Source organism: Streptomyces lonarensis (assembly GCF_012033735.1).
GTDB lineage: Bacteria > Actinomycetota > Actinomycetes > Streptomycetales > Streptomycetaceae > Streptomyces > Streptomyces lonarensis.
In genome coordinates, this window is record NZ_JAAVJD010000083.1 from 1 (window position 1) to 21,054 (window position 21,054).

At 75.2% G+C, this 21,054-nt stretch carries 18 protein-coding genes and 1 tRNA gene; 11 read left to right on the top strand and 8 right to left on the bottom strand.

The features are described from left to right. Positions 1 to 35: 35 nt before the first annotated feature. Together HCN56_RS12700 and HCN56_RS12705 are read right to left on the bottom strand one after the other, a co-directional pair. Positions 36 to 1,475, bottom strand: coding sequence for an amidase (locus HCN56_RS12700; protein ID WP_167970485.1), 1,440 nt, complete (start codon positions 1,473 to 1,475; stop codon positions 36 to 38). 89 nt (positions 1,476 to 1,564) lie between these two features. Beyond that, positions 1,565 to 2,551, bottom strand: coding sequence for a D-2-hydroxyacid dehydrogenase (locus tag HCN56_RS12705; protein WP_167970487.1), 987 nt, complete (start codon positions 2,549 to 2,551; stop codon positions 1,565 to 1,567). A gap of 255 nt (positions 2,552 to 2,806) precedes the next feature. Between HCN56_RS12705 and HCN56_RS12710 the strand changes: the two genes are divergently transcribed. Continuing rightward, positions 2,807 to 3,700 carry a maleate cis-trans isomerase family protein gene (locus HCN56_RS12710; RefSeq protein ID WP_167970489.1) on the top strand — a complete coding sequence of 298 codons (894 nt, stop codon included), beginning with the start codon at positions 2,807 to 2,809 and terminating at the stop codon, positions 3,698 to 3,700. 364 nt (positions 3,701 to 4,064) lie between these two features. Next, complete coding sequence (locus tag HCN56_RS12715) at positions 4,065 to 4,856, top strand: maleate cis-trans isomerase family protein (protein ID WP_167970491.1); 792 nt, start codon at positions 4,065 to 4,067, stop codon at positions 4,854 to 4,856. A gap of 164 nt (positions 4,857 to 5,020) precedes the next feature. On the opposite strand, the gene HCN56_RS12720 is transcribed toward HCN56_RS12715, so the two are convergent. Further along, entirely contained in the window at positions 5,021 to 6,835 is a 1,815-nt protein-coding gene (locus tag HCN56_RS12720; RefSeq protein ID WP_312871210.1) for a putative bifunctional diguanylate cyclase/phosphodiesterase, read from the bottom strand. 490 nt (positions 6,836 to 7,325) lie between these two features. Between HCN56_RS12720 and HCN56_RS12725 the strand changes: the two genes are divergently transcribed. Further along, complete coding sequence (locus HCN56_RS12725) at positions 7,326 to 8,582, top strand: M6 family metalloprotease domain-containing protein (protein WP_312871211.1); 1,257 nt, start codon at positions 7,326 to 7,328, stop codon at positions 8,580 to 8,582. 82 nt (positions 8,583 to 8,664) lie between these two features. Here HCN56_RS12725 and HCN56_RS12730 read toward each other — a convergent pair. From HCN56_RS12730 to HCN56_RS12740, 3 genes are all read right to left on the bottom strand, one after another. Beyond that, a tRNA-Lys gene (locus tag HCN56_RS12730) sits at positions 8,665 to 8,738 on the bottom strand. 125 nt (positions 8,739 to 8,863) lie between these two features. Beyond that, positions 8,864 to 9,229, bottom strand: a complete 366-nt coding sequence (locus HCN56_RS12735) for a DUF8844 domain-containing protein (RefSeq protein WP_167970493.1) — start codon at positions 9,227 to 9,229, stop codon at positions 8,864 to 8,866. Continuing rightward, positions 9,229 to 10,215, bottom strand: coding sequence for a phosphatase PAP2 family protein (locus HCN56_RS12740; RefSeq protein WP_167970495.1), 987 nt, complete (start codon positions 10,213 to 10,215; stop codon positions 9,229 to 9,231). Before HCN56_RS12740 ends, HCN56_RS12735 begins: the two co-directional genes overlap by 1 nt. Before the next feature lie 208 nt (positions 10,216 to 10,423). Here HCN56_RS12740 and HCN56_RS12745 point away from each other — a divergent pair, with 208 nt between their 5' ends. Continuing rightward, positions 10,424 to 11,020 (top strand): histidine phosphatase family protein, encoded by a 597-nt coding sequence (locus tag HCN56_RS12745; protein WP_167970497.1) that lies wholly within the window; start codon positions 10,424 to 10,426, stop codon positions 11,018 to 11,020. Between the two features lie 75 nt (positions 11,021 to 11,095). Here the strand turns inward: HCN56_RS12745 and HCN56_RS12750 are convergent, their stop codons facing one another. Next, on the bottom strand, positions 11,096 to 12,613 hold the full coding sequence (locus HCN56_RS12750; protein WP_245246486.1) for an NsdA family TPR-like regulatory protein: 1,518 nt from the start codon (positions 12,611 to 12,613) through the stop codon (positions 11,096 to 11,098). A 170-nt stretch (positions 12,614 to 12,783) separates the two neighbouring features. Between HCN56_RS12750 and HCN56_RS12755 the strand changes: the two genes are divergently transcribed. Next, the gene (locus tag HCN56_RS12755; RefSeq protein ID WP_167970499.1) at positions 12,784 to 13,215 is read left to right on the top strand and encodes a hypothetical protein; all 432 of its coding nucleotides are present in this window, start codon (positions 12,784 to 12,786) and stop codon (positions 13,213 to 13,215) included. Positions 13,216 to 13,434: 219 nt separating this feature from the next. Then, positions 13,435 to 14,295: a spermidine synthase gene (locus tag HCN56_RS12760; protein WP_167970501.1), complete on the top strand. Its 861-nt coding sequence runs from the start codon at positions 13,435 to 13,437 to the stop codon at positions 14,293 to 14,295. A gap of 36 nt (positions 14,296 to 14,331) precedes the next feature. Here HCN56_RS12760 and HCN56_RS12765 read toward each other — a convergent pair whose 3' ends face one another. Continuing rightward, complete coding sequence (locus tag HCN56_RS12765; RefSeq protein ID WP_167970503.1) at positions 14,332 to 14,943, bottom strand: hypothetical protein; 612 nt, start codon at positions 14,941 to 14,943, stop codon at positions 14,332 to 14,334. 190 nt (positions 14,944 to 15,133) lie between these two features. Between HCN56_RS12765 and HCN56_RS12770 the strand changes: the two genes are divergently transcribed. From HCN56_RS12770 to HCN56_RS12790, 5 genes are all read left to right on the top strand, one after another. Next, positions 15,134 to 15,880 carry a response regulator transcription factor gene (locus HCN56_RS12770; RefSeq protein WP_209312660.1) on the top strand — a complete coding sequence of 249 codons (747 nt, stop codon included), beginning with the start codon at positions 15,134 to 15,136 and terminating at the stop codon, positions 15,878 to 15,880. Next, on the top strand, positions 15,877 to 17,364 hold the full coding sequence (locus HCN56_RS12775; protein WP_167970505.1) for a sensor histidine kinase: 1,488 nt from the start codon (positions 15,877 to 15,879) through the stop codon (positions 17,362 to 17,364). Before HCN56_RS12770 ends, HCN56_RS12775 begins: the two co-directional genes overlap by 4 nt. Before the next feature lie 365 nt (positions 17,365 to 17,729). Further along, complete coding sequence (locus HCN56_RS12780; RefSeq protein WP_167970508.1) at positions 17,730 to 19,448, top strand: PP2C family protein-serine/threonine phosphatase; 1,719 nt, start codon at positions 17,730 to 17,732, stop codon at positions 19,446 to 19,448. Beyond that, positions 19,445 to 20,551, top strand: a complete 1,107-nt coding sequence (locus HCN56_RS12785; protein ID WP_167970510.1) for a cobalamin B12-binding domain-containing protein — start codon at positions 19,445 to 19,447, stop codon at positions 20,549 to 20,551. The genes HCN56_RS12780 and HCN56_RS12785 overlap by 4 nt, the downstream gene beginning before the upstream one ends. Then, positions 20,548 to 20,946 carry an STAS domain-containing protein gene (locus tag HCN56_RS12790; RefSeq protein ID WP_167970512.1) on the top strand — a complete coding sequence of 133 codons (399 nt, stop codon included), beginning with the start codon at positions 20,548 to 20,550 and terminating at the stop codon, positions 20,944 to 20,946. The genes HCN56_RS12785 and HCN56_RS12790 overlap by 4 nt, the downstream gene beginning before the upstream one ends. Positions 20,947 to 21,054: the final 108 nt, after the last annotated feature.

Genomic DNA, 21,054 nt, shown 5'->3' on the forward strand with positions numbered 1-21,054 from the left:
GCGGCCACCGGTACGCGGCGGCCGCCGGCCCCCGGTCAGCTCGGCGCAGGCGGCGGCAGCTCCGCGGCCCCCGCCTCGAACAACGCGTGCGCCACTCGCAGCACCAGGGCGTCGGCATGACGGGGCCCCACCAGCTGCAACCCCATCGGCAGTCCGTCCGTGTGGAGCCCGCACGGCACACTGGCGGCGGGCTGCTGCGTCATGTTGAAGGGGTAGGTGAACGGCGTCCACTCCGTCCACCGGCGCATCCCCGACCCCTCCGGCACCTCCCGGCCGAGACCGAAGGCGGTCAGTGGCAGCGTCGGCGTCAGCAGCAGGTCGTACCGCTCGTGGAACGCCCCCATCAGCCGCCCCATCGCCATGCGGACATCGACTGCGGCCAGGTACTCCACCGCCGAGTACCCCTCTCCCTCGGTGCAGATCTCCCGCAGCCCCGGGTCCATCAGCTTCCGCGAGGCCCCGGTGATCCCGGCGGTGGCCCGCGCGGCGCCGCTGAACCACAGCGTGTGGAACGCCTCGCGCACCACCTCCGGGTCCGGGAGCCGAGGGTCCGCCTCCTCCACCGCGGCACCCAGCTCCGCCAAGAGGTCCGCCCCGCGCCGCACGGCGGACGCGATCTCCGGGTCCACCTCCGGCGCCCCCGGCGGGAGCGGGCCCAGGGTCGGTGAGTAGGCGATCCGCAGCCCGCGCAGCGGCGCGCCCTCGGCGCCGTCCGCCACCAGCCCGTCCCCGAAGGCCCCGGGCGGTTCCCCCAGGTGGGACCAGTCGCGGGGGTCGGGGTGCCCGATGACGTCCAGCAGCAGCGCCGCGTCGCGCGCGTCCCGGGTCATCGGGCCCACGTGCGCCAGCGTGCCGAAGGCGCTCGCGGGATGGAGCGGGACCCGACCGTAGGTCGGTTTCAGCGCGAACACGCCGCTGAACGCCCCGGGGATGCGGACCGAGCCGCCGCCGTCCGTCCCCAGGCTCAGCGGCCCGGCGCCCAGCGCGACCGCCGCCGCGCCGCCGCCGCTGGAGCCGCCGGCGGTCCGGTCCGGCGCGTAGGGGTTCCCCGTCGCACCGTGGGGCGGGCAGTCGGTGACGCCCTTCCAGCCGTACTCCGGCGTGGTGGTCTTGCCGAGGAAGACCGCCCCCGACTCCCGCAGCCGGGCGACGGCGGGGGCGTCCTCCTCGTTCGGGACGGTCGCGGCCGCCGCCGAGCCACGGAGGGTGGGGTGGCCCCGCAGCAGCAGGATGTCCTTGACCGTCACCGGCACCCCGTCGAGGGGGCCGGCCGGCTCCCCGCGGTGCCACCGCCGCTCGGCGGCCCGCGCCTGCGCCATCGCCTCGTCCGCCAGCAGCAGGACGAACGCGTTCACCCCCCGCTGCGCCGCCGCCGCCCGGTCGAGCGACGCCCGCGCCACCTCCACCGGGGAGAGTTCCCCCGCCCGGTACCCGGTCACCAGCCGCGCGGCGGTCAGCGCCGTCAGATCCGTCATCCGTGACTCCCCTTCGCTCCTGTACCCACCCGGCGCCGTCCGGCGCGGCGCCCGGGGAACCGCACGGTGTCGACGGCCCGCCGCGGCCCTCAGGCCCGCGGGACGTACCCGAGTCGCTTGTCCACCACGTTGACCAGCGGCTCCCCGGCCAGCCAGCGGTCGAAGTTGTCCGCGAACTGCTCCGCCAGGTCGTCGCGCCAGCCCACCGTGTCCCCGCTCATGTGCGGGGAGACCAGCAGGCCGGGCACCTGCCAGAGCGGGGAGTCGGCCGTCAGCGGCTCCGAGGCGAAGACGTCGAGCGCGGCGCCGCCCAGCCGCCCCGAGCGCAGCGCGGCGACGAGGTCGTCCTCCACCACGTGCGCGCCGCGCCCCACGTTGACGAAGTGCGCACCGCGCTTCATGTGTCCGAAGGTGTCGGCGTCGAACAACCCGGTGGTCGCGGCCGTCAGGGGTGCCGCGCAGACCACCCAATCGGCCTCGGCCAACAGAGCGGGCAGGGATTCGCTCGCGTGCACCCGGCCGAAATCCGGGTCGCCGTCGGTGCCGCGGCGCCCGACGAGATCCACCTCGACACCGAGTGCCGTGAGGGTGACGCCGATTCTCCGGCCGATCGGGCCGGAACCGACGACCACGGCGCGGCTTCCGGCGACCTTCCGTGTCTCCCGGTGCCGCCACTCACGGCGACGCTGCAAATCCGCTGTGGCGTGGAAATCCTTTGCCATGGCGATGACCATACCGGCCACATATTCGGCGATCGGTTGATCGAAAATGCCGCGCGCATTGGTGACCACGGTGTCGGATTCCACCAGTGCGGGGAAGAGCAGCCGGTCGACCCCGGCGCTGGCGGTGTGCACCCATCCGGGGCGGGGCCCGCCCCCCGGCCAGGCGCTGCGCAGCGCGTCCGAGGAAAAGTCCCAGACCAGCAGCACATCGGCATCGGGGAGCGCTTCCACCAGCGACTTCTCGTCGCCGAAGGTGACGCGGGCGCGGCCGTCGAGGCGCTGGAGCGCGGGCGGGACCGTCGGACCGGCGGTCGGGCCGGCGGAGACCAGCACGAGAACGCGGGGTTCGGTCATGAGCGGGAAACCATTTGGCAACGCGGACCTGTTTCGCTTCGGGCCGGATGAGTCCGGACACGGCTTCGGGTTCTCCATCGGAATCCGGCCGTCGCCGGATCACGGAAAACCCAGGATTGACCACGGTAGGGAGAAGAAACTACCGTCGTCAATGAAGGCATCTGTCCCGGCGTCCCGGTTTGCCCGACCGGCTTGTGTTCATCCTCGGCCAGATCAGCTCGTCTGCGCCGCCCCTCCGTCTCTTTGGGGTTACCCATGGATGTCTCCTTCGTAGGTGGACCGACGCCGCAGCGCGGCGTCGGCATCGTCGCACCGTTCGACTTCGCACTGGACCGCGAGCTGTGGCGCTGGGTCCCGGACGACGTCTCGCTCCACGTCACCCGAACGCCGTTCGTCCCCGTCGAGGTCAGCCTCGACCTCGCCCGCCTCGTGAGTGAGCACGAGACCCTCACCGAGGCCGTCCGCGCCCTCTCGGCCGTCAGCCCCGAGGTCGTCGCCTACGCCTGCACCTCCGGGAGTTTCGTCGGCGGCGGTGTCGGCGAGCGTGCCATGGCCGCCGCCATGTCCCGTGCGGGGGAGATGCCCGCCCTGACCACCTCCGGGGCGCTGCTCGACGCCCTCCACGAACTCGGGGTGCGGCGCGTCGCGGTGGTCACCCCGTACACCAAGTCGGTCACCGACTCGCTGGAGGAGTTCCTCGCCGAGGGCGGGATGGAGGTCTGCGGCCGCAGCTACCTCGGGCTGACCCGGGAGATCTGGCGCGTCAGCTACCGCGAGGTGGTGCGCATGGCGCACGAGGCGACCGAGGGCTCCCCGGACGCGCTCTTCATCAGCTGTACCAACCTGCCGACGTTCGACATGATCCCGCAGCTGGAGGCGGAGCTGCGCATGCCCGTCCTGTCGGCCAACCAGGTGACGATCTGGGACGCGTTGCGCCGGATCGGCAAGGAGGCCGTGGGACCGTACCAGGCGTTGCTCGACCCGGCGGCACGTCGCGGACCGGCGGCGATGGGCGGTGTGCCCGGGCCCGCGCAGGCGCCCGGCCCGCCGGCGTTCGCCGGTTCGGCCTTCACCGGCGACCAGGACGGCCCGGGGCTCTCGGAGGCGGGCGACACGCCCTTTCCGGACGACCCCCTCGGGCCGGCCTGACCACGCGGCCTTCGGGCCGCTCCCCGAGCCGGGGGCCGACACGGCGGCCCCGGCAGGCAGGGGGCCGCCCGGCGCGGACACCCGACCCGCCGCGGCCGATCCCGCCGCGACCTCGGACCCCGCGACACCCTCCGGGTCGACCGCCACCGCGGCCGACCCGGAGGCGGAACCGCAGACGGACCGCCACGTTCCGGAACCGGCGCGGGACGGCGACGCGAGCTGTGCCGCCGGACCCGGAGCGTGCTGCCGGCAGGCCACGGCGGCGGACCACCACGGTCCCCACGCAGAGCCGCACCCCGCGGGCGGCCCCGCCGCCGGCGGAGCCCCACCCGACGAACAGCCCCACGCCGAAGGAGACACAGTGATGCGGGAGACCGCGCAGGCGCAGTCCGCCACCCATGCGACCGACGCGACCGACGCCACCCGGACCGGGACGGTCGGGTTCCTGTACCCCGGGTTCTCGGCGGAGGACGACGCACCCCGCATGGAGGGGATGCTCAATGCCGCCGGGGGCCGGGTCCGGCTGCCGCTGGTGCACACCGACATCGGCACCGACGCGCACGAGGTCGGCGCGCTGCTGGAGATGGGCTCGGTGCAGCGGCTGGTACCCGGCGCCGCCGAGCTGCGGGAGCAGGGCGCCGAGGCGGTGATGTGGGCGTGCACCTCGGCCAGCTTCGTCTTCGGCCTGGAGGGCGCCCGCCGCCAGGCGGCGGAACTCGCGGAGGTCGCGGGGGTGCCGGCCTCCAGCACCTCCTTCGCCTTCGCCGACGCGGTCCATGCCGTCGGTGCGGGCCGCGTGGCCGTCGCCGCCACCTACCCCGAGGACGTGGCGCAGTTGTTCGCCACGTTCCTGCGGGACTCGGGGACCGCCGTGACCGGGGTGCGCTCCGCCGGGATCATCACCGCGGCCGAGGTCGGGACCTGGGGCTACGACGAGGTCCTCGCCCTTGCGCGCGCCGGGGACGACCCGACCGCCGACGCGGTGCTGCTCCCGGACACCGCGATGCACACCGCCGCCTGGGTGACGGCGCTGGAGGAGGCGCTCGGCAAGACCGTCCTCACCGCGCACCAGGTCACCGCCTGGCAGGGGCTGCGGCTGATCGGCCGCAGTGTGGAGTGCCCGGCGTTGGGGACGCTCTTCACCGCCGCCGACTGACACCGGGCAGGGGCAGGCCGGCGGTCACCGCCGGCCGCCGCCCCGGCACTGCCCGGCACTGCCGCCGGTGACGGCCGGTCGCCTCCGGCCGCGCCCGGCTCCTGCCGCCTTCCGCCGTGTTCCGCCATGATCTGCCATGGCGGAACACGGCGTGGTGACCGTGGTCAGCCGGCCGCGTCCGGTGGCACCGGCAGCGAGGTCCCGCCGATGAGGTCGTCGATCCGCTCCGCCGGGAGCGGTTTGGCGTAGTGCCACCCCTGCCCGGTGTCGCAGCCGATGCGGCGCAGCCGTTCCGCCTGCGCCTCGCCCTCGACGCACTCGGCGGTGACCGTCAGCCCGAGCTTGTGGGCCAGCTGCACCAGCGAGGAGACGATGGTCTCGTCAGCCGGGTTGAGGTGCTTCGCCGTGCGGAAGCCGCGGACGAAGGTGCCGTCCAGCTTGAGCGCCCGCACCGGGAGCCGGCTGAGGTAGGCGAGGTTGGAGTACCCGGTGCCGAAGTCGTCGATCGCGATCCGCACCCCCATGTCGGAGAGGTCCTGGAGCGCCTGGAGCGGCTGGCCCGCCGAGCCCATGACCGCGGACTCCGTCAGCTCCAGTTGCAGCAGCCCCGGCGGCAGGCCGGTCTCCTCCAGCACCTGCGCGACATCGCTGACCAGGTCGGAGTCCCAGACCTGCCGCACGGCGACGTTGACGCTGACGAACAGCGGCGCCGCCGGGTGCTCCAGCTGCCACCGGCGGGCCTGCCGGCACGCCTCGGTGAGCACCCACCGGCCCAGCGGCACGATGGCGCCGTTCTCCTCCGCCAGCGGTACGAACCGGTCGGGGGAGAGCCGGCCGAGGTCGGGGTGGAGCCAGCGCACCAGGGCCTCCACGCCGCGGACCGTGTCGTCCGCGAGCGAGACGATCGGCTGGTACTCCACCAGGAACTCCCCGCGCTCCACGGCCGGCCGCAGCCGGGCGGAGAGCGACTGCCGGGTCATGCGATGGGCGTTCCGCTCGGGGTCGAAGAGTGTCCACCGGGCCTTGCCGTCGTCCTTGGCCCAGTAGAGCGTGGTGTCGGCGGCCTGCATCAGCCCGGTGGGCGAGGTCTCCGAGCACAGCCGTTCCACCACGCCGATGCTGGCGGAGACGGCGAGTCGGTGGCCCTCGATGTCGAAGGGCCGTTGCAGCGACGCCAGTACGGCGTCGGCGAGGTCGGTCGCCTGCTCGGTGCCGGTGGAGTCCTCCACCAGCAGGGCGAACTCGTCGCCGCCGAGGCGGGCCACGAGGTGGCCGCCGAAGTCGCCGTCACCGGCGCAGTGGATCAGCCGGCGCGCCACGGCGTCGAGCAGCCGGTCGCCGACGCGGTGGCCGAGGGTGTCGTTGATCGCCTGGAAGCCGTCGAGGTCGAGGTAGCAGAGGCCGATCCGGCCGGTGGCGGAGTCGGCGAGGGCGCCGGCGACCCGCTCGAAGAACAGCGCGCGGTTGGGCAGTTTGGTCACCGGGTCGTGCATCCGCAGGTGGCGGAGCTGCTCGGTGAGGCGCCGCCGTTCGCTGATGTCACTGACCGACAGGAGCGTCCGGGCGGCGGGCGGGGCGCCCTCGGCGACGGCGGCCCGCGCCGCCGCGGGGGGCTCGCCGGGTGCCGTGCCGGCGGGCAGCGGTGTGAGCGTGATCTCGGTCCACACGGTGGTGCCGTCCTCGTGCTTGACGCGGTGCGCGTGGCCACGCGGACCGGTCCCCTCCCGGACGGCCGCCCGGTACTCCTCCCGGGTGCGGCCGTCGAGGTGGAGCACGGCGGGGGCGTCGGCCGCGTGGCCGGCGAGGGTGGCGGGGTCCCGGCCGAGGAGTCGGCCGAGGGCGCGGTTGGCGGTGAGGACGCGGCCCGCACCGTCCAGCAGGGCCATGGGCATGGGGGAGGAGTCAAAGGCCGCCGCGCGGGCACGTGGGTGATCGCGGAGCGTGAGGAAATCCGGGGTGGCGGTCTGGGGTCCGTTCACCGGTTGCTCCCGGAGGGCATGGTTCGCAGGCGGGTGGGGTGCGGGGAACTCCGGGGGTGGTACGGGCGGAGTTCCGCGCTGGAAATGTGCCGATCATAGAGGTCCCCGCGCGCCGGAGCCAGCGCCAGCGGGGGCGTACCGGTCGGCGGAATCCCCCTCTCCTACAGGCTTTCGACGTGCTGACCGATGTCTTCCGCCTCTGATCTCGCGTGATCGCCGCGGTGGTGCTTCGGGTCCACCTCTTAGCGATTGGGAACGTTTCTTCGAAGCCTCCCTCAAAGGTTGCGGCGCGCTCCCCGCGCGTGTTCGGCCTCGCGCGCTCTCCGGTGTCCGTAAGCGCCCGGCGCGTTTCTCCGTTCACGGAGAGTCTCCGTTCGGATGTGCGCCCCCGGGGGGTCGCGACTGCCGCCAATGGAGCACCAAAACGGGTCGAAACCGTCAAATCCCAACAGAGTGGTGATGCTGTTGCGAGGTCTGACGGGAGGAAGCCGTGGCCCGACCCCGGAAGCCCGGACCCACCGGGCCGCGCAGGACGTCCCCGCTCTACCGCGGCGCGGGCGTCTTCCTCGCCGCGCTGTCCGTCATGACGGTGACCAGCATGATGCGGGGGCCCGGTGAGGGCGTCCTCGCCGAGGAGCCGTGCGGTCTGCCCCGCCACCCCGTCCACCACTCGCTCGGCCTCGACACCTGGAACGAGCACTACCCGCGCCCCGACCGCGACCTGAGCGCGGTGATGCTCTTCCTCGCCTTCCCCGACGCGGAGCCCCGCTCCGCGCCGCACGAGATCGCCGCCGACTACTTCCCCGCCACCTCCGAGTTCTTCCTCCGCGCCTCGTACGGCGCGTTCCGGCTCGACGCCGACATCGGGGACCGGTGGCTGACGATGCCGCAGGAGTCCACCGCCTACGGCATCCAGCGCGACTGGGAACCGGAGCTGCGAGCCGCCTACCTCCAGGACGTCACCACCGTCCTGGAGCACCGCTCGGACCTGGGCTCCTACGACATCGTCTACCTGGTCGCCGACCCGGACGCCCCGGGCGTGAATTCCGACGCGACCAAGGTCGTCAACTTCGAGCGGCCGCTGACCATGGGCGGCGGCGAGGTCCGCCGCGTCGTGACCCTCTTCGAGGCCCGGCCGCCCGACCGCAACGTCCTGGCCCACGAGACCGGCCACGTCTTCGACCTGCCCGACCTCTACAACCGGCCCGACGGCGGACGGGGCGACTGGGACACCCACGTCGGCGACTGGGACGTGATGGGCAGCCAGTTCGGGCTCGCCCCCGAGCCCTTCGGCTGGCACAAGTGGAAACTCGGCTGGCTCGACTCGGCCCACGTCGACTGCGTCCGCGACACCGGCGTCAGCCTCCACACGCTCCGGCCGCTCGCCGCTCCCCTCGACCACGGGGAGGCCGGCGCCGACACCCGCATGGTGGTGGTCCGGACCTCCTCGGACGAAGCGCTCGTCCTGGAGGCCCGCGCCCGGGTCGGCAACGACGTCCACGCCTGCACGGAGGGCGTGCTGCTCTACCGGGTCCGGGGCGACGTGGCCTCGGCCCAGGGGCCGATCGAGGTGCTGGACGGCCACCCCGACACCGGCGCCTGCCACGGCCGCTCCGTCCAGCCCGAACTCGCCGACGCGCCACTCGGAGCGGGCGAGGCGTACTGGTCGGCCGAGGACGGTGTCCGTGTCGAGGTCGGTGACCGCACCGCGGCGGGCGGCTGGCAGGTCAAGGTCGTCCGTGAGTGACGCCCGCCCCGCAGCCGGCGGCCGCCCTCCGGCGGGAGACGACGAAGGCCCTCCGCCGGAGCGGAGGGCCTTCGACTGTCTGTGCGCCGCCAGGGACTCGAACCCCGGACCCGCTGATTAAGAGTCAGCTGCTCTAACCAACTGAGCTAGCGGCGCCTGCTGACGTGGAAGACTTTAGCACCCGCCACCGGCCGGGTGAAAATCCGAGCCCCCGCGAGGCCCGCGGGGGGCCCGGACCCCGCATCCGCCGGGCCGCCGCCGTAGGACGTGCCGGGCCCCGCTCACTCCTCGACCGGCCGGTTCTCCAGCTCCCGCCCGAACTGGACCATGCGCTCGGCGTACTCCTCCGTCCAGCCGGTACGGCCCGCGATGTCGGCGGCCGACAGCCGGTCGAACCGCCGCGGGTCGGCCAGTTGGGCGGCGGCCAGCGCCTGGAACTCCGTGGCCCGGTCCGCGGCGCCCCGGAACGCCTCGGCCAGTTCGGTGGCGCGCCCGAGCAGCTCCGCCGGGTCGGTGACCGTCTCCAGGGAGAAGAAGGGCTCGTCCTCCCGCGGCGGCGCCGCCGGCTCCGTGAACAGCGCGGCGGGCCGGTGGAACCGGCGGGTGGAGCCACCCGTGGTGGTTGGGTCGTGACCGGCTTCGGACATCAGCTCGCTCCGCCTCCTGCGCTCGGGGTACCGCCCGACGCGGCGCCCACCCGGGGCCGGGCGGGCTCCTGCCCGGGCGCCTCACCGTCGGTGGCTCCCGGCACCCCGGGCGCCGCCCGGTCGCCCGGGAGGTCCGGCGTGTGCGTCGGACACGCCGCTCCATTGTGCCCGCCGACCGCTCCCGGCGGCACGGTCCGCTCGGCGCCGGAGTCAGGGACCCCGTCCCCGCCGCGCAGCCGCGAGCCCAGGGACGCCCGCAGCCGGTCGACGGAGCGCAGCGCCGGCCGGGCCAGCCACAGCCCCGCCGCCATCACCACGACGCCGCCGACCACGTCGAGCAGGTAGTGGTTGGCGGTCCCCATGACCACCACCACCGTCAGCACCGGGTACCCCACCGCGGCGATCCGCACCGCCGCGGTACGGCGGCCGAACCACCACAGCGCCACCCCGCACCACACCGCCCACCCCACGTGCAGGCTCGGCATCGCCGCGTACTGGTTGGTCATGTCGCCCAGCCCGCTGGGCGCGCTCGCCGCGTCCGACCACCACCCCCAGTCGCTGTACTGCGCCAGGCTGTCGACGAAGCCGTCGCCCGCCGCCAGCAGCCGCGGCGGAGCCGTCGGGTACAGCGTGAAGCCGATCAGCCCCAGCAGGGTGGAGAGCATCAGCCAGGTCCGCATCCGCCGGTAGCGCGCCCGGTGCCGGCGGAACAGCCACACCAGCACCGCGGGGGTGACCAGGTAGTGCAGCGAGGCGTAGACGAACGACGCCGGCACCCCCAGCGCGGCCTGCTCCGTGAAGAAGCGGTTCAGCGGCTCCTCCGCGTTGAGGACCAGGGCCCGCTCCAGCCGCAGGATGGCCAGCCCGTTCTCCACCGCGGTGTCCACATCGCCCCGCGCCAGCAGACGGGCGCCGGTGTAGGCGAGGTAGACGACGGCTATCAGCGGCAACTCGGTCCACCAGCGGCGCGGCGGGGCGTGCGACATGCGGAGGGCTCCCGGTGGTGCGTGGGGGGGGCGGGGCGGCCCGGCGACGCGCCGATCGGCGGACGGGCGGGTCGGGCAACCCTACGGAACCCCGCGCGGCGGCCCACGGGCAGGCCACGGGCCCTCGAACGGAACCGAACGCTCCGCTGAGCGATGATGGAACAGCGGGAGAACCCCCGCCGGACGCCCCAGGAAGACAGAGGACGACATGGCAGCGCGCGTACTGCTGGTACGGCACGGGCAGACCGCATGGTCGCTGTCCGGCCGGCACACCGGACGAACCGACATACCCCTCCAGCCCGAGGGCCGCGAGGGCGCCCGCCTCGTGGGGAAGCGCCTCCACCGCGACCCGTGGGGCGGGCTCCCGGAGACCCTGGTCCGCACCAGCCCGCTCTCCCGGGCCCGCGAGACCTGCGAGCTGGCGGGGTTCGGCGACCGCGCCGAGGAGTGGCCCGAGCTGCAGGAGTGGGACTACGGCCAGGAGGAGGGACTCACCCCGGACCAGATCCGGGAGCGCCGCGGCGCCGACTGGATGATCTGGCGCGACGGCGTCACCGGCGGTGAGACGCTCCAGGAGCTCTCCGACCGGGCCGACACGGTCGTCGCCCGGCTGCGCGCCGCCGACCGGGACGCCGTGCTCTTCGCCCACGGCCACATCCTGCGCGCCGTGGGCGCCCGCTGGCTCGGCCGCCCCGTCGACTTCGCGGCGCACCTGCGGCTGCTGCCGACCTCGCTCAGCGAGCTCGGGTGGGCCTACGGCGAGCCCGCCGTGCTGCGCTGGAACGACACCGGCCACCTGGAGTGAGCGGCCGGGCCCGCGGCGGCCCCGCCCGCCCCGGGCCGGGCGGCACGGTGGGCCCCGCGCCCCGGGCCGGGCGGGTCAGCGGGCGGCGTCGACCCGCCCGAGGAACGCCCCCACCTCGGGCTCCCGGCGGTAGGGCACCAGCCGCCGCGCGGTCTGGCGCAGCATGGTGGTGATCCGGGAGGAGCGCACCTGGGCCAGCAGTTCCAGCGAGCGCAGCCCGGTCGCCGCCGCCTCCGCCGGCCGGTCGCAGCCGGCGAGGTCCCCCGCCAGCTCCGCGCTGAAGAGCGCGGTGTTGCGGACGAAGTGCGGCTCCTGCAGCTCCACCGCCAGCCGGGCGCTCTCCGCGGCCCGGCTGAAGTCGCCCAGCGCCGACCAGCACTGCGCCTCGAGCCCCGCCAGTTCGGCCTCGCCGTAGAACGACATCCACTCCGGGTCGTCCGGGTGGGTGCCCCGCTCGAAGTGGTCGCGGGCCCGGCCCAGCGCCTCCTCGCAGGCCGCGCGGTCGCCGAGCCCGGCCCATCCGCCGGCCTCCCGCACGGTCAGCAGCGAGCGGAGCCGGTGCGAGGAGTGCCGGTGGGCGGCCTGCTGCCCGGCCTGCGCGGCGCGGACCGACTCCCGGGGGCGGCCGGTGTCGCGCGCGAGGAAGGCGCTGTTGCAGAAGGCGTGCGCCTCCAGCGCCACGTCGCCGTTCATGCGGGCGGTGGCGAGCGCCTCGGCGTAGTGGGAGCGGGCCTCGTCCCAGCGGCCCGAGTCGTGGGCCAGCCAGCCGACCGAGAGCGCCAGCTCCCCGGCGCCGCTGTGGATGCGGTCGCTGATCCGGCGCCGGGCGCTGCCGGTGTCCAGCAGCAGGTGGGCGGCGGCCAGCGACCGGCCCGCCCGGCGGTAGAGGTGGTCGGCGCCGTGCCGGTCGTCGAGCAACCGGATACGCCGGACGGTGTCCTCCAGCGCCCCGGCCTCGGTCTCGCCGACGCGGACGGTGGACGCGGCGGCCGGCGTGCTGTCCCCGCGCTGGGTGAGGGCGGCCAGCGTGGCGGGGCCGCCGGTCATGAAAGCGCGGCGCAGCACGTCGCTCTCCTCCGGTTCTGGCTCGGTGCGGTGGTGGTCGGGGCGCGGTTCCGGGGCGGGCGGTCCCGTGCCGGGGCCGGCAAGGTGCACGGCGGGGTCGGGGCAGGGCGGCGCGGGGTGACCGCCGGGCGCCCGGGGTGTGCGTGCCGACGGTGCCGGCGCGGTCGGTTCCCCGGTGCGGGGTACCGCGCCGCGTGGCCCGGCCCGGCCCCGCACGGCGTCACGCGGTTCGAACCCGAGCCCGGTGAGGTCCAGCTCGGGGTACATGTGCCGGAAGACCCGCTCGTAGGCGTAGTTGGGGCAGCGGATCTCGCCCGACTCGACCCGGCCGACGTAGCGCGCGTCGCAGGCGACCCGCTCGCCGATCTCGCGGGCGGCACGGCGCACGGCCGCCGCGAACTCGCCGGGTGAGAGACCCCCGCGGAGCCGGCGGAAGGTCTCGTTGGGGCGTGGGGGTGTGGTGCCCGCGCCGGGGCGTCCCGGGTCGTCGGACCCCGGTGCCTCGGGTGACGCGGGTGAGAACGTCATGCCGGGACCGTACCGGCCGGACAGAAGGACAATCCGCCCTATGGTCGCCCGAATGGGGCAACCCGCCCAGTATCCGCCATGAACTGCCACCCTTTGCGGGGGTACGCGGCCGTACCCCTTGACAGTGCAATCGCGTTGAGCCGGGTGAACCGACCGCGGAGGAGAGTCCGATGCTGGACACCGAGGGCGCCACCGCCCTGACGCGCCACCGTGCGAACGCCGCCCACCACGGCCGAACCGGCCGCGCGGCGCACCACGAAACGCCCTGCGACCTCGTCACCGTTCCCGCCCGTGAGGGGCTCGAAGCGGTGGACATCCTGCGATTGCGCAGCGGGGTGGGGCCGGTCATCCACGACCGCGACGGCGACACCCTCGGCTTCCTGGTCCCGCCCGGGACGGCCCGCGACTGGAACCTCCCCGGCAGCGCGTGCACGGAGACCTACGGAACGCCGCCCGGCTCCTGCCAGCCGCCGGTGACGGGCACCGGTTGGCTGGTGCCGCCCCGGGACACCCCCGCACCCGCCACCGCCCCCGACCGGCTGCGGGCGGCGCTGTGCGAGGCGACGCGTACCCTCGCCGCACTGGACCGCTGCTGCCGCTGACCCGCTGACCCGCTGACCCGCCGACCCGCCGACCCGCCGGCCTGTCGGCCCCGCCGACGTCGTCGTTCGCCCCGGTCGTGGACAGGGGCCGTTCTCCCTGCTCCGACCCCACGGTGCAGGAACGTTCCGCCCGGTCGGCCGCCGGCGTACGCCCCGCGCGTCCGGCCGGGGCCACCGCCCAGCGGCACCGCGCCGGGCGGCGGTGGCCATACTGGGTGCGTGGCCGACCGGAGCAGCAGACGACGACAGGGGCGCGAGCCCCGCAGCGGCCGGGCCGACGGCGGCGAGGTGCTGCTCGTCCCCGACCCCGACCGCGACACCGCGTGGGAGCTGCACGTCGACGGCGCCCCTCAGTCCCACGTCGACCTGGCGGACCCCACGCGCCTGGTCTTCGAGTACCAGCGGCGGCTGGGCCACGTCGTCGACCTCTGCGCGCCGCAGGGCGCGGCCGTCACCGCCGTCCACCTCGGCGGCGGTGCGCTCACTCTCGCCCGCTACGTGGCGGCCACCCGGCCCCGTTCCCAGCAGCAGGTGGCCGAGCCCGACACCCGGCTGACGGCCCTCGTCCGCGAGTGGCTCCCGCTCCCCGAGGGCCGGCTGCGCGTGCGGGGCAGCGACGCGCGGGAGTTGCTCGAGCGGCTGCCGCAGGGCGGTGCCGACCTCGTCATCACCGACGTGTTCGCGGGGGCGCGCACGCCGGCCCACTGCACCAGCGTGGAGTTCCTCGACCTCGCCCGGCGCGCGCTGCGCCCCGGTGGCTGGTACGCCGCCAACCTGACGGACGGTTCGCCGCTGACCTTCCTGCGCGGCCAGGTGGCCGGGGTGGTGGACCGGTTCGGTGACGCGGCGCTGGTGGCGGACCCGGCCGTGCTGCGGGGCCGCCGGTTCGGCAACGCCGTCCTGGTGGCCACCGACGGCGCGCTGCCCGTCGACGGGCTGCGGCGCCGGGCAGCCGGCGATCCGCACCCGGCGAGGGTGCTGAGCGGGCGGGAACTCGCGGATCTCACCGGTGGTGCCGCGCCGGTCACCGACGCCACCGCCGGGGCCTCGCCCGCCCCGCCGCCCGGCGCGTTCGACTGACGCTCAGCAGGAGCGGGGCGCCCGCGGCCGCCGCGCCTACTCCTCGTGCTGGTCGAGGTAGGGCGGGTGGCCGTTGAAGATGCAGAAGACGGAGACGGTGCGCCCCTCCCCGGAGAAGCTGACGCGGATGTAGGTCTCCTCGGCCCACACCTGCATCTCCCACCCCGGCGCCGGGGTCGCCGAGACCAGTTCGGCCGAGTCCGGGCCCATGTCGAACGCCACCCGGCCGCCGTCGGTGGCGACCGTCTCCACCGAGCCCAGCCCGCTCCCCGCGGCGTCGTCGGGTGCCGGCGCCGCCGGCTCCCCGTCGTCCTCGGACTCGCCGTCCGGTGTCACCCCGGGGGGTTCCCCCGCGCGGTCCCCGCCGCTCCCCGCCTCGTCGGGCGGTGGCTGCGGAGGCGGCCCGGAGGCCGTTCCCCCGTCCGCCGCGTCGCCGTTCGGGTCGTCGTCCGGCTCGGGCGGGCGCTGGGTCGAGGAGACGTCCGGCCCGGCGTCGGCGTGGTCGGCCGGGGGGCCGCTGACCGGCAGCGCGCGTGGCGGGTCGTAGACGGTGCCCCGCAGGACCGAACCCACCCCGAACCAGGTCAGGGTGACCGCGGCCCCGGTGGCGCCGACCCACGCCGCACCGATCATCAACTGCCGTCGCATGCGCACACATTACGCAGGGGTCGTCACACCTCCCACACCGCGCCGGGTCCGGGGCGCGCGGCGCGCTTGGGGAAGGGCCCGGGCGGGGGTGCCGCGGGGTGTGCCGCGCGCCCGGCGTGCGGCGGTGCGGCGGGACGCCGACCCGACGTTGACTCAACTCCCGTCGCGTACATGGCGTACGGTGCCGCGCATGGCCCATGTGCTCGTGGTCGAGGACGACCCCTTCGTCAGATCGGCGCTCATCCGCCATCTCACCGACGCCGCCCACACCGTGCGGAGCGTCGGTACCGCCCTGGAGGCGCTGCGGGAGGTCGCGCAGTTGCGCTTCGACGTCGTCATCCTCGATCTGGGGCTGCCCGACCTCGACGGCGCGGAGGCGCTGAAGATGCTGCGCGGGCTGACCCAGGTCCCCGTCATCGTCGCCACCGCCCGGGACGACGAGCGGGAGATCGTCCGGCTGCTCAACGACGGCGCCGACGACTACCTGGTCAAACCGTTCTCCGTCGACCACCTCTCCGCCCGGATGGCCGCGGTGCTGCGCCGCTGGGACGGGGGCCGGGGGGCCGTGCGGGAGCGCGAGGAGGTGCTCCGGGTCGGCGGGCTGACGGTGGACCCGCGCCGCAGGACGGCGGAGTTGGACGGGCGGCCGCTGGAGCTGACGCGGCGGGAGTTCGACCTGCTGGCGCACCTGGCCGGCCGGCCGGGCGAGGTGATCGCCCGTCGGGAGCTGCTCACCGAGGTCTGGCGCCAGTCCTACGGCGACGACCAGACGATAGACGTGCACCTCTCCTGGTTGCGCCGCAAACTCGGCGAGACCGCGGCCCGCCCCCGCTACCTGCACACCCTGCGGGGCGTGGGGGTGAAGCTGGAGGCGCCGCCCGCGCCGGTCGACGGTGCCGCCCCGTGGGGCGGGCCCGGGTCGGGGCAGCCCGTATGAGGTGGGCGCTGGTACGCATCTCGCTCGCGGTGACCACCATGGTCGTGCTGGCGTTCGCCGTGCCGCTCGCCCTGGTCGTCCGGGAGATGGCCGCCGACCGCGCCCTCGGCAACGCCGAACGGCAGGCGTCGGCGATCGCGCCGGTGCTGGCGATCACCACCGACCGCGCGCAGTTGCAACGGGCCGTCGCCAGTACCGAGGCGGGAGCCGACGGCCGGATCGCGGTCCACGTCCCCGACCCCGACGGCGCCGTGGCCGGCGACGGCGGCGACGGCGGCGACGGCGGCGAGGAGGGGACCGGCGAGGGGGCGGGAGGAGACGCGGACGGTGACGCGGCGGCCGACGGGGGAGAGGCGCTGACCATCGGCGACCGCCGGACCTCCGAGGCCGACCTGCGCGCGGCGCTGCGGTACGGCCGCGCGGTCTCCCTTCCCGTCGACGGCGGGACCGCGCTGCTGCAACCGATCGCGGTCGACTCGGGGGGCATCGCGGTCGTCGAGGTCTTCGTTCCGTCCGCGGACCTGGCCAGCGGGGTCACCACCGCCTGGCTGGTGCTGGCCGGGGTGGGGGTGGCGTTGGTGGTCGGCTCGGTCGCCGTCGCGGACCGGCTGGGCCGGCGCACCGTGCGGCCGGCTGAGCAGCTGGCGGCCGCCGCGCGCGAGCTGGGCGAGGGCAGGCTGAGCGTGCGGGTGCCCGAGCAGGGACCGGCGGAACTGCGGGCCGCGGCCGAAGCGTTCAACGCAATGGCACGCCAGGTCGCGGGGTTGCTGGCCGGTGAGCGGGAGATGGCCGCCGACCTCTCCCACCGGCTCCGCACCCCGCTCACGGTGCTGCGCCTCAACACCGCCTCGCTGGGGGGCGGGGACGCGGCCGAGCAGACCCGCCAGGCGGTCGACCAGCTGGAGGCCGAGGTCGACACCATCATCCGCACCGCCCGCGAGCAGCGGTCGGCCCTCGGCGGCTCGGAGGGCGAGGCCGCGGGCGGGGACACCGACGCGGCGGAGGTCATCCGGGAGCGCATGGCCTTCTGGTCGGCGCTGGCCGAGGACGAGGGACGGGAGGCCAGCCTCGCCGGGGTGGAGGAGCCGGTCCGCGTGCCGGTGGCGCGGGCGGACCTGGTGGCGGTGGTCGACGCGCTGCTCGGCAACGTCTTCCGCCACACCCCCGAGGGGACGGCCTTCGCGGTCGACGTGCACCGCGGCGGCTCGGACACCGTGATCGTCCTGGTCTCGGACGCGGGGGAGGGGATCGCCGACGCGGAGGAGGCGCTGCGGCGCGGCCACGGGGACGGCGGCACGGGTTCCACGGGGCTGGGGCTGGACATCGTGCGCCGGGTCGCCGAGGCGACCGGGGGCGACGTGCGGATCGGTTCCTCGGTGCTGGGCGGCGCCGAGGTGCGGCTGTGGTTGAACGCCTCGGGGAGGCCGCCGGCGACGCCCGGCCGTTCGCGGCGGGGCGCCAGGCGGCGGGCCGGCCGCGGGTGAGGTCCCTTCCGGGCCGGGCGTCCCCGGTGCCCCCGGCAGAGCCCCGGCCGCTCGGCCGCCCGGGGCGTGGAACCACCGCCTCGCTCGGGTGTGCGAGAGGTCGCTTCGCGCCGGGGGTGCGCCCTTCGGGCCAGGGGGCCTGTGCCGGGCGCATGTGTCATCACCGACACACCGCTCCGGCGCTGCCGCACGACGCTCCTGCTCGGGGGCGTGCGGCCGCCCCGTGCGAGCCTGCCACGGCGAACTCGCGGGTGACAGGGGCGTGACGCCGGTTGCCCCGACCCCCTTCGGTGAGCGATCGTTGCGGACAGAACCGTTCTCTTGCAACGAAAGGTGGTGAGGGTCGCATTCGCGGGCCTCCCTCAGTGGACACAACGAAGACTTCCCCGGCCGGTTCCCTGGAACTGCGCACCTCGTGGGCCTCCGCCCCCTACCCGGTCGTGCTCGCCGACCGGTCCGGCACGGTGGTGGAGCTGAACACCGCCGCCTCGGCGGTCTTCTCGGCGTTGTCCCCCGGTGACCGGCTCAGCGACCGCGTTCCCGAGTGGCTCTCCGAGGCCCATCGACGCCTCTCCGCCGACGACACCGTCGGCGCGCCCGAGGCCCCCGACACCTCCGACGCCGCTGCGGAGCCCACCGGCCGACGCGCCGAGGAGCCGCGCGCCGCCGGGTCGAGCAGCGGGCAGGTCGGCGACCGCTCCTACGAGGCGCACGCCACCCGCGGCTCCGACGGCGACGTCGTCTGGTGGCTCGTCGACGACACCGACCGCCGCCTGGCGGAGGAGGCGCTGCACGGCGAACGGCAGCGCACCAGCTTCCTGGCCGAGGCGTCCAACGCGCTGCTCTCCTCGCTGAACGTCAACCGCTGCATGGAGGTGACCGCGCAGCTCGCCGCGACCCACCTCGCGGACGCCGCCGTCATCATCGCCCCGGGCAAGGGGCGCCGGCACCCCATGACCAGCTGCGTCGGCTCCGGCGAGGTGGTCCGGAGCATCGTCGACATCGACACCACCTCGATGCCCGGGCTGGCCGAGGCGCTGCAGGGTTTCCCGCCGGTGCCCTCGCGGTGGATCGACCCCGCCAGCGCGCCGGAGTGGGTCGTGCCCGAGGAGATGGACGGCGCGGTCGGCTCGGTGGTCATCACACCGCTGCCCGGCCACGGCACGCCCGGCGGTGTGCTGGTGCTGCTGCGGACCTCCGGGCGCACGGCGTTCAGCGAGGACGCCGAGGTCTTCGCGCGGCTCTTCGCGGCCCGCGCCGGCGCCGCGCTCGCCGCGGCCCGCATGTACGCCGAGCAGTCCAGCATCACCACCACCCTCATGCGGGAGCTGCTGCCGCCCACCCTCCACCAGGTCAACGGCGTGGAGTTCGCCGGCGGCTACCGCGCGTCCGGCCAGTCCGACCGGGTCGGCGGCGACTTCTACGACGTCCACCCCGGGGCGGGGGAGGACCAGGAGTCGCTGGCCGTCCTCGGCGACGTCTGCGGCAAGGGGCTGGAGGCGGCGGTCCTCACCGGCAAGATCCGCAACACGCTCCACGCGCTGCTGCCGCTCGCCGACGACCACGCGCGGATGCTCCGCCTGCTGAACACCGCGCTGCTCAACTCCCACCACACCCGGTTCGCCACGCTGGTCCTCGCCTCGGCCTCCCGCCGTGAGGACCACACCCGGCTCCGCGTCACCAGCGCGGGCCACCCCGCGCCGCTCGTCGTGCGCCGGGACGGCACGGTCGAGGAGGCCGAAACCTCCGGCTCGCTGGTCGGGGTGCTGCGCTCCATCAAATCCACCACCACCACGATCGACCTGGGCGTCGGCGAGAGCTGCCTGCTGTTCACCGACGGCATCACCGAGGCCCGCGGGGGGCCGCTCGGTGACGAGATGTTCGGGGACTCACGGCTCCGGGAAGCGCTCAGCGAGTGCGCCGGGATGCCCGCGGAGGCCGTGGTGGAGCGGGTGCAGATGCTGGCCGCCGACTGGGTGGGCCGCGGCCGTCACGACGACATGGCCGTCGTCGCCATCACCACACCGCGCCCCGACGTCTTCTCGGCCTTGACACGAGGGGCCACGGGTAGGCGCCGGGCATGACCGTCCGTACCACCCAGCGCCCGGGGCCCGACCTCGACCCGGGCGTCTACCGGGATCAGCTGTGGGCCGCCCTGCGGGAGGGCGACGAGTACGCCGCCGCCAGCGCTGTCTTCGAAGGGCTGGAGAACGGCCTGGGCGCCGAGCAGATCCTGCTGGAAGTGATCGCGCCCGCCCAGGGCCGGGTCGGCGAGGAGTGGGCCGCCAACCGCATGACGGTGGCGGACGAGCACGTCGCGACCGCCATCAACGAGCGCGTCATCGCGGCCCTGGCGCACCATCCCGCCGGCCGGGTGCGGCCTGAGCACGGCCGCATCACCGTCGCCTGCGTCGAGGGCGAGTGGCACTCGCTCCCCGCGCGGCTGCTGTCGGAGGTGCTGCGGCTACGGGGTTGGCGGGTGGACTTCCTGGGCGCCCACGTCCCCACCCCGCACCTCATCGCGCACCTCCACCGGACCGGCCCGGAGGCGGTGCTCCTCTCCGCCTCCATCCCCACCCACCTCCCGACGGCGCACGCCGCGATCACCGCCGCGCTCGCGGCGGGGGTCCCCGTCCTGGCGGGCGGAGCGGCGTTCGGGCCCGACGGCCGGTACGCGCGGTCGCTCGGCGCCACCGAGTGGGCGGGCGACGCGCGGGCCGTGGCCCGGCTGCTGCTGGAAGGGCTGCCCCGACCGGACCCGACGGCGATGCACCTGCCCATCGAGGACCTGCCGCACCTCGCGGACCAGGAGTACACGATGATCGCCCGGACCCGGGCGGAGCTGGTGCGGGCCACGCTGACGGGGCTGGAAGAACGTTTTCCCCCCATGCGGGAGTACACCGCCCGCCAGCGGCGCCACACCGCCGAGGACATCGCGCACATCGTCGAGTACCTCAGCACCGCCCTCTACATGGACGACGTGAGGCTGTTCACCACCTTCATCTCCTGGACCGGCGAGATCCTGACCGCGCGCGAGGTCCCCACCCACACGCTGGGGCTCACCTTCGACGTCCTGGGCGCGCAGCTGAAAGACTTCCCCCGGGCCCGCGCCCTGCTCGACCAGGGCCGTGCCGCCGTCACGGACTCCCCCCACACTCCTATCCCCGGCAATGGAAAGCCCGCATGACCACGCTGCCTCACCCGTACTTCAAACTCACCACCGAGCGTGTCGAGCCGCACCGACTGCGGGTGCGGCTCTTCGGCGACCTCGACCACGAGTCGAGCGACGAGCTCGTGGAGGCGCTGGAGCGCCGCCTGGGAGAAGACGGTGAGGAGGTACGGGAACTACACCTCGACTTCCGCGAGTTGGCCGCCGTCGACTCGATGGGCCTCTCCGCGATCCTCATGGCGCACCGGCTGTGCGAGGCCGCCCACGTCCACCTGCACCTGGACAGCCGGCCGCCGCACCTGGACCGCATGCTGACGGTCACCGGGACGCTCGACTACCTGACGGACCCGTGCGCCGACCACGACCCGGTCGCCCTCGGCGACACCGAGCCCCCGGGCGGCCCGCGGAGCTGACGCCGTCGGGGCCCGCCCCCCCCCCGGCGCCGGGGGGCCGGAACGCGCCCGTGCCCGCCCCTCGGGGGAGGGACGGGCACGAGGCGGAGGTGCGGGCCGCCGTCCGCG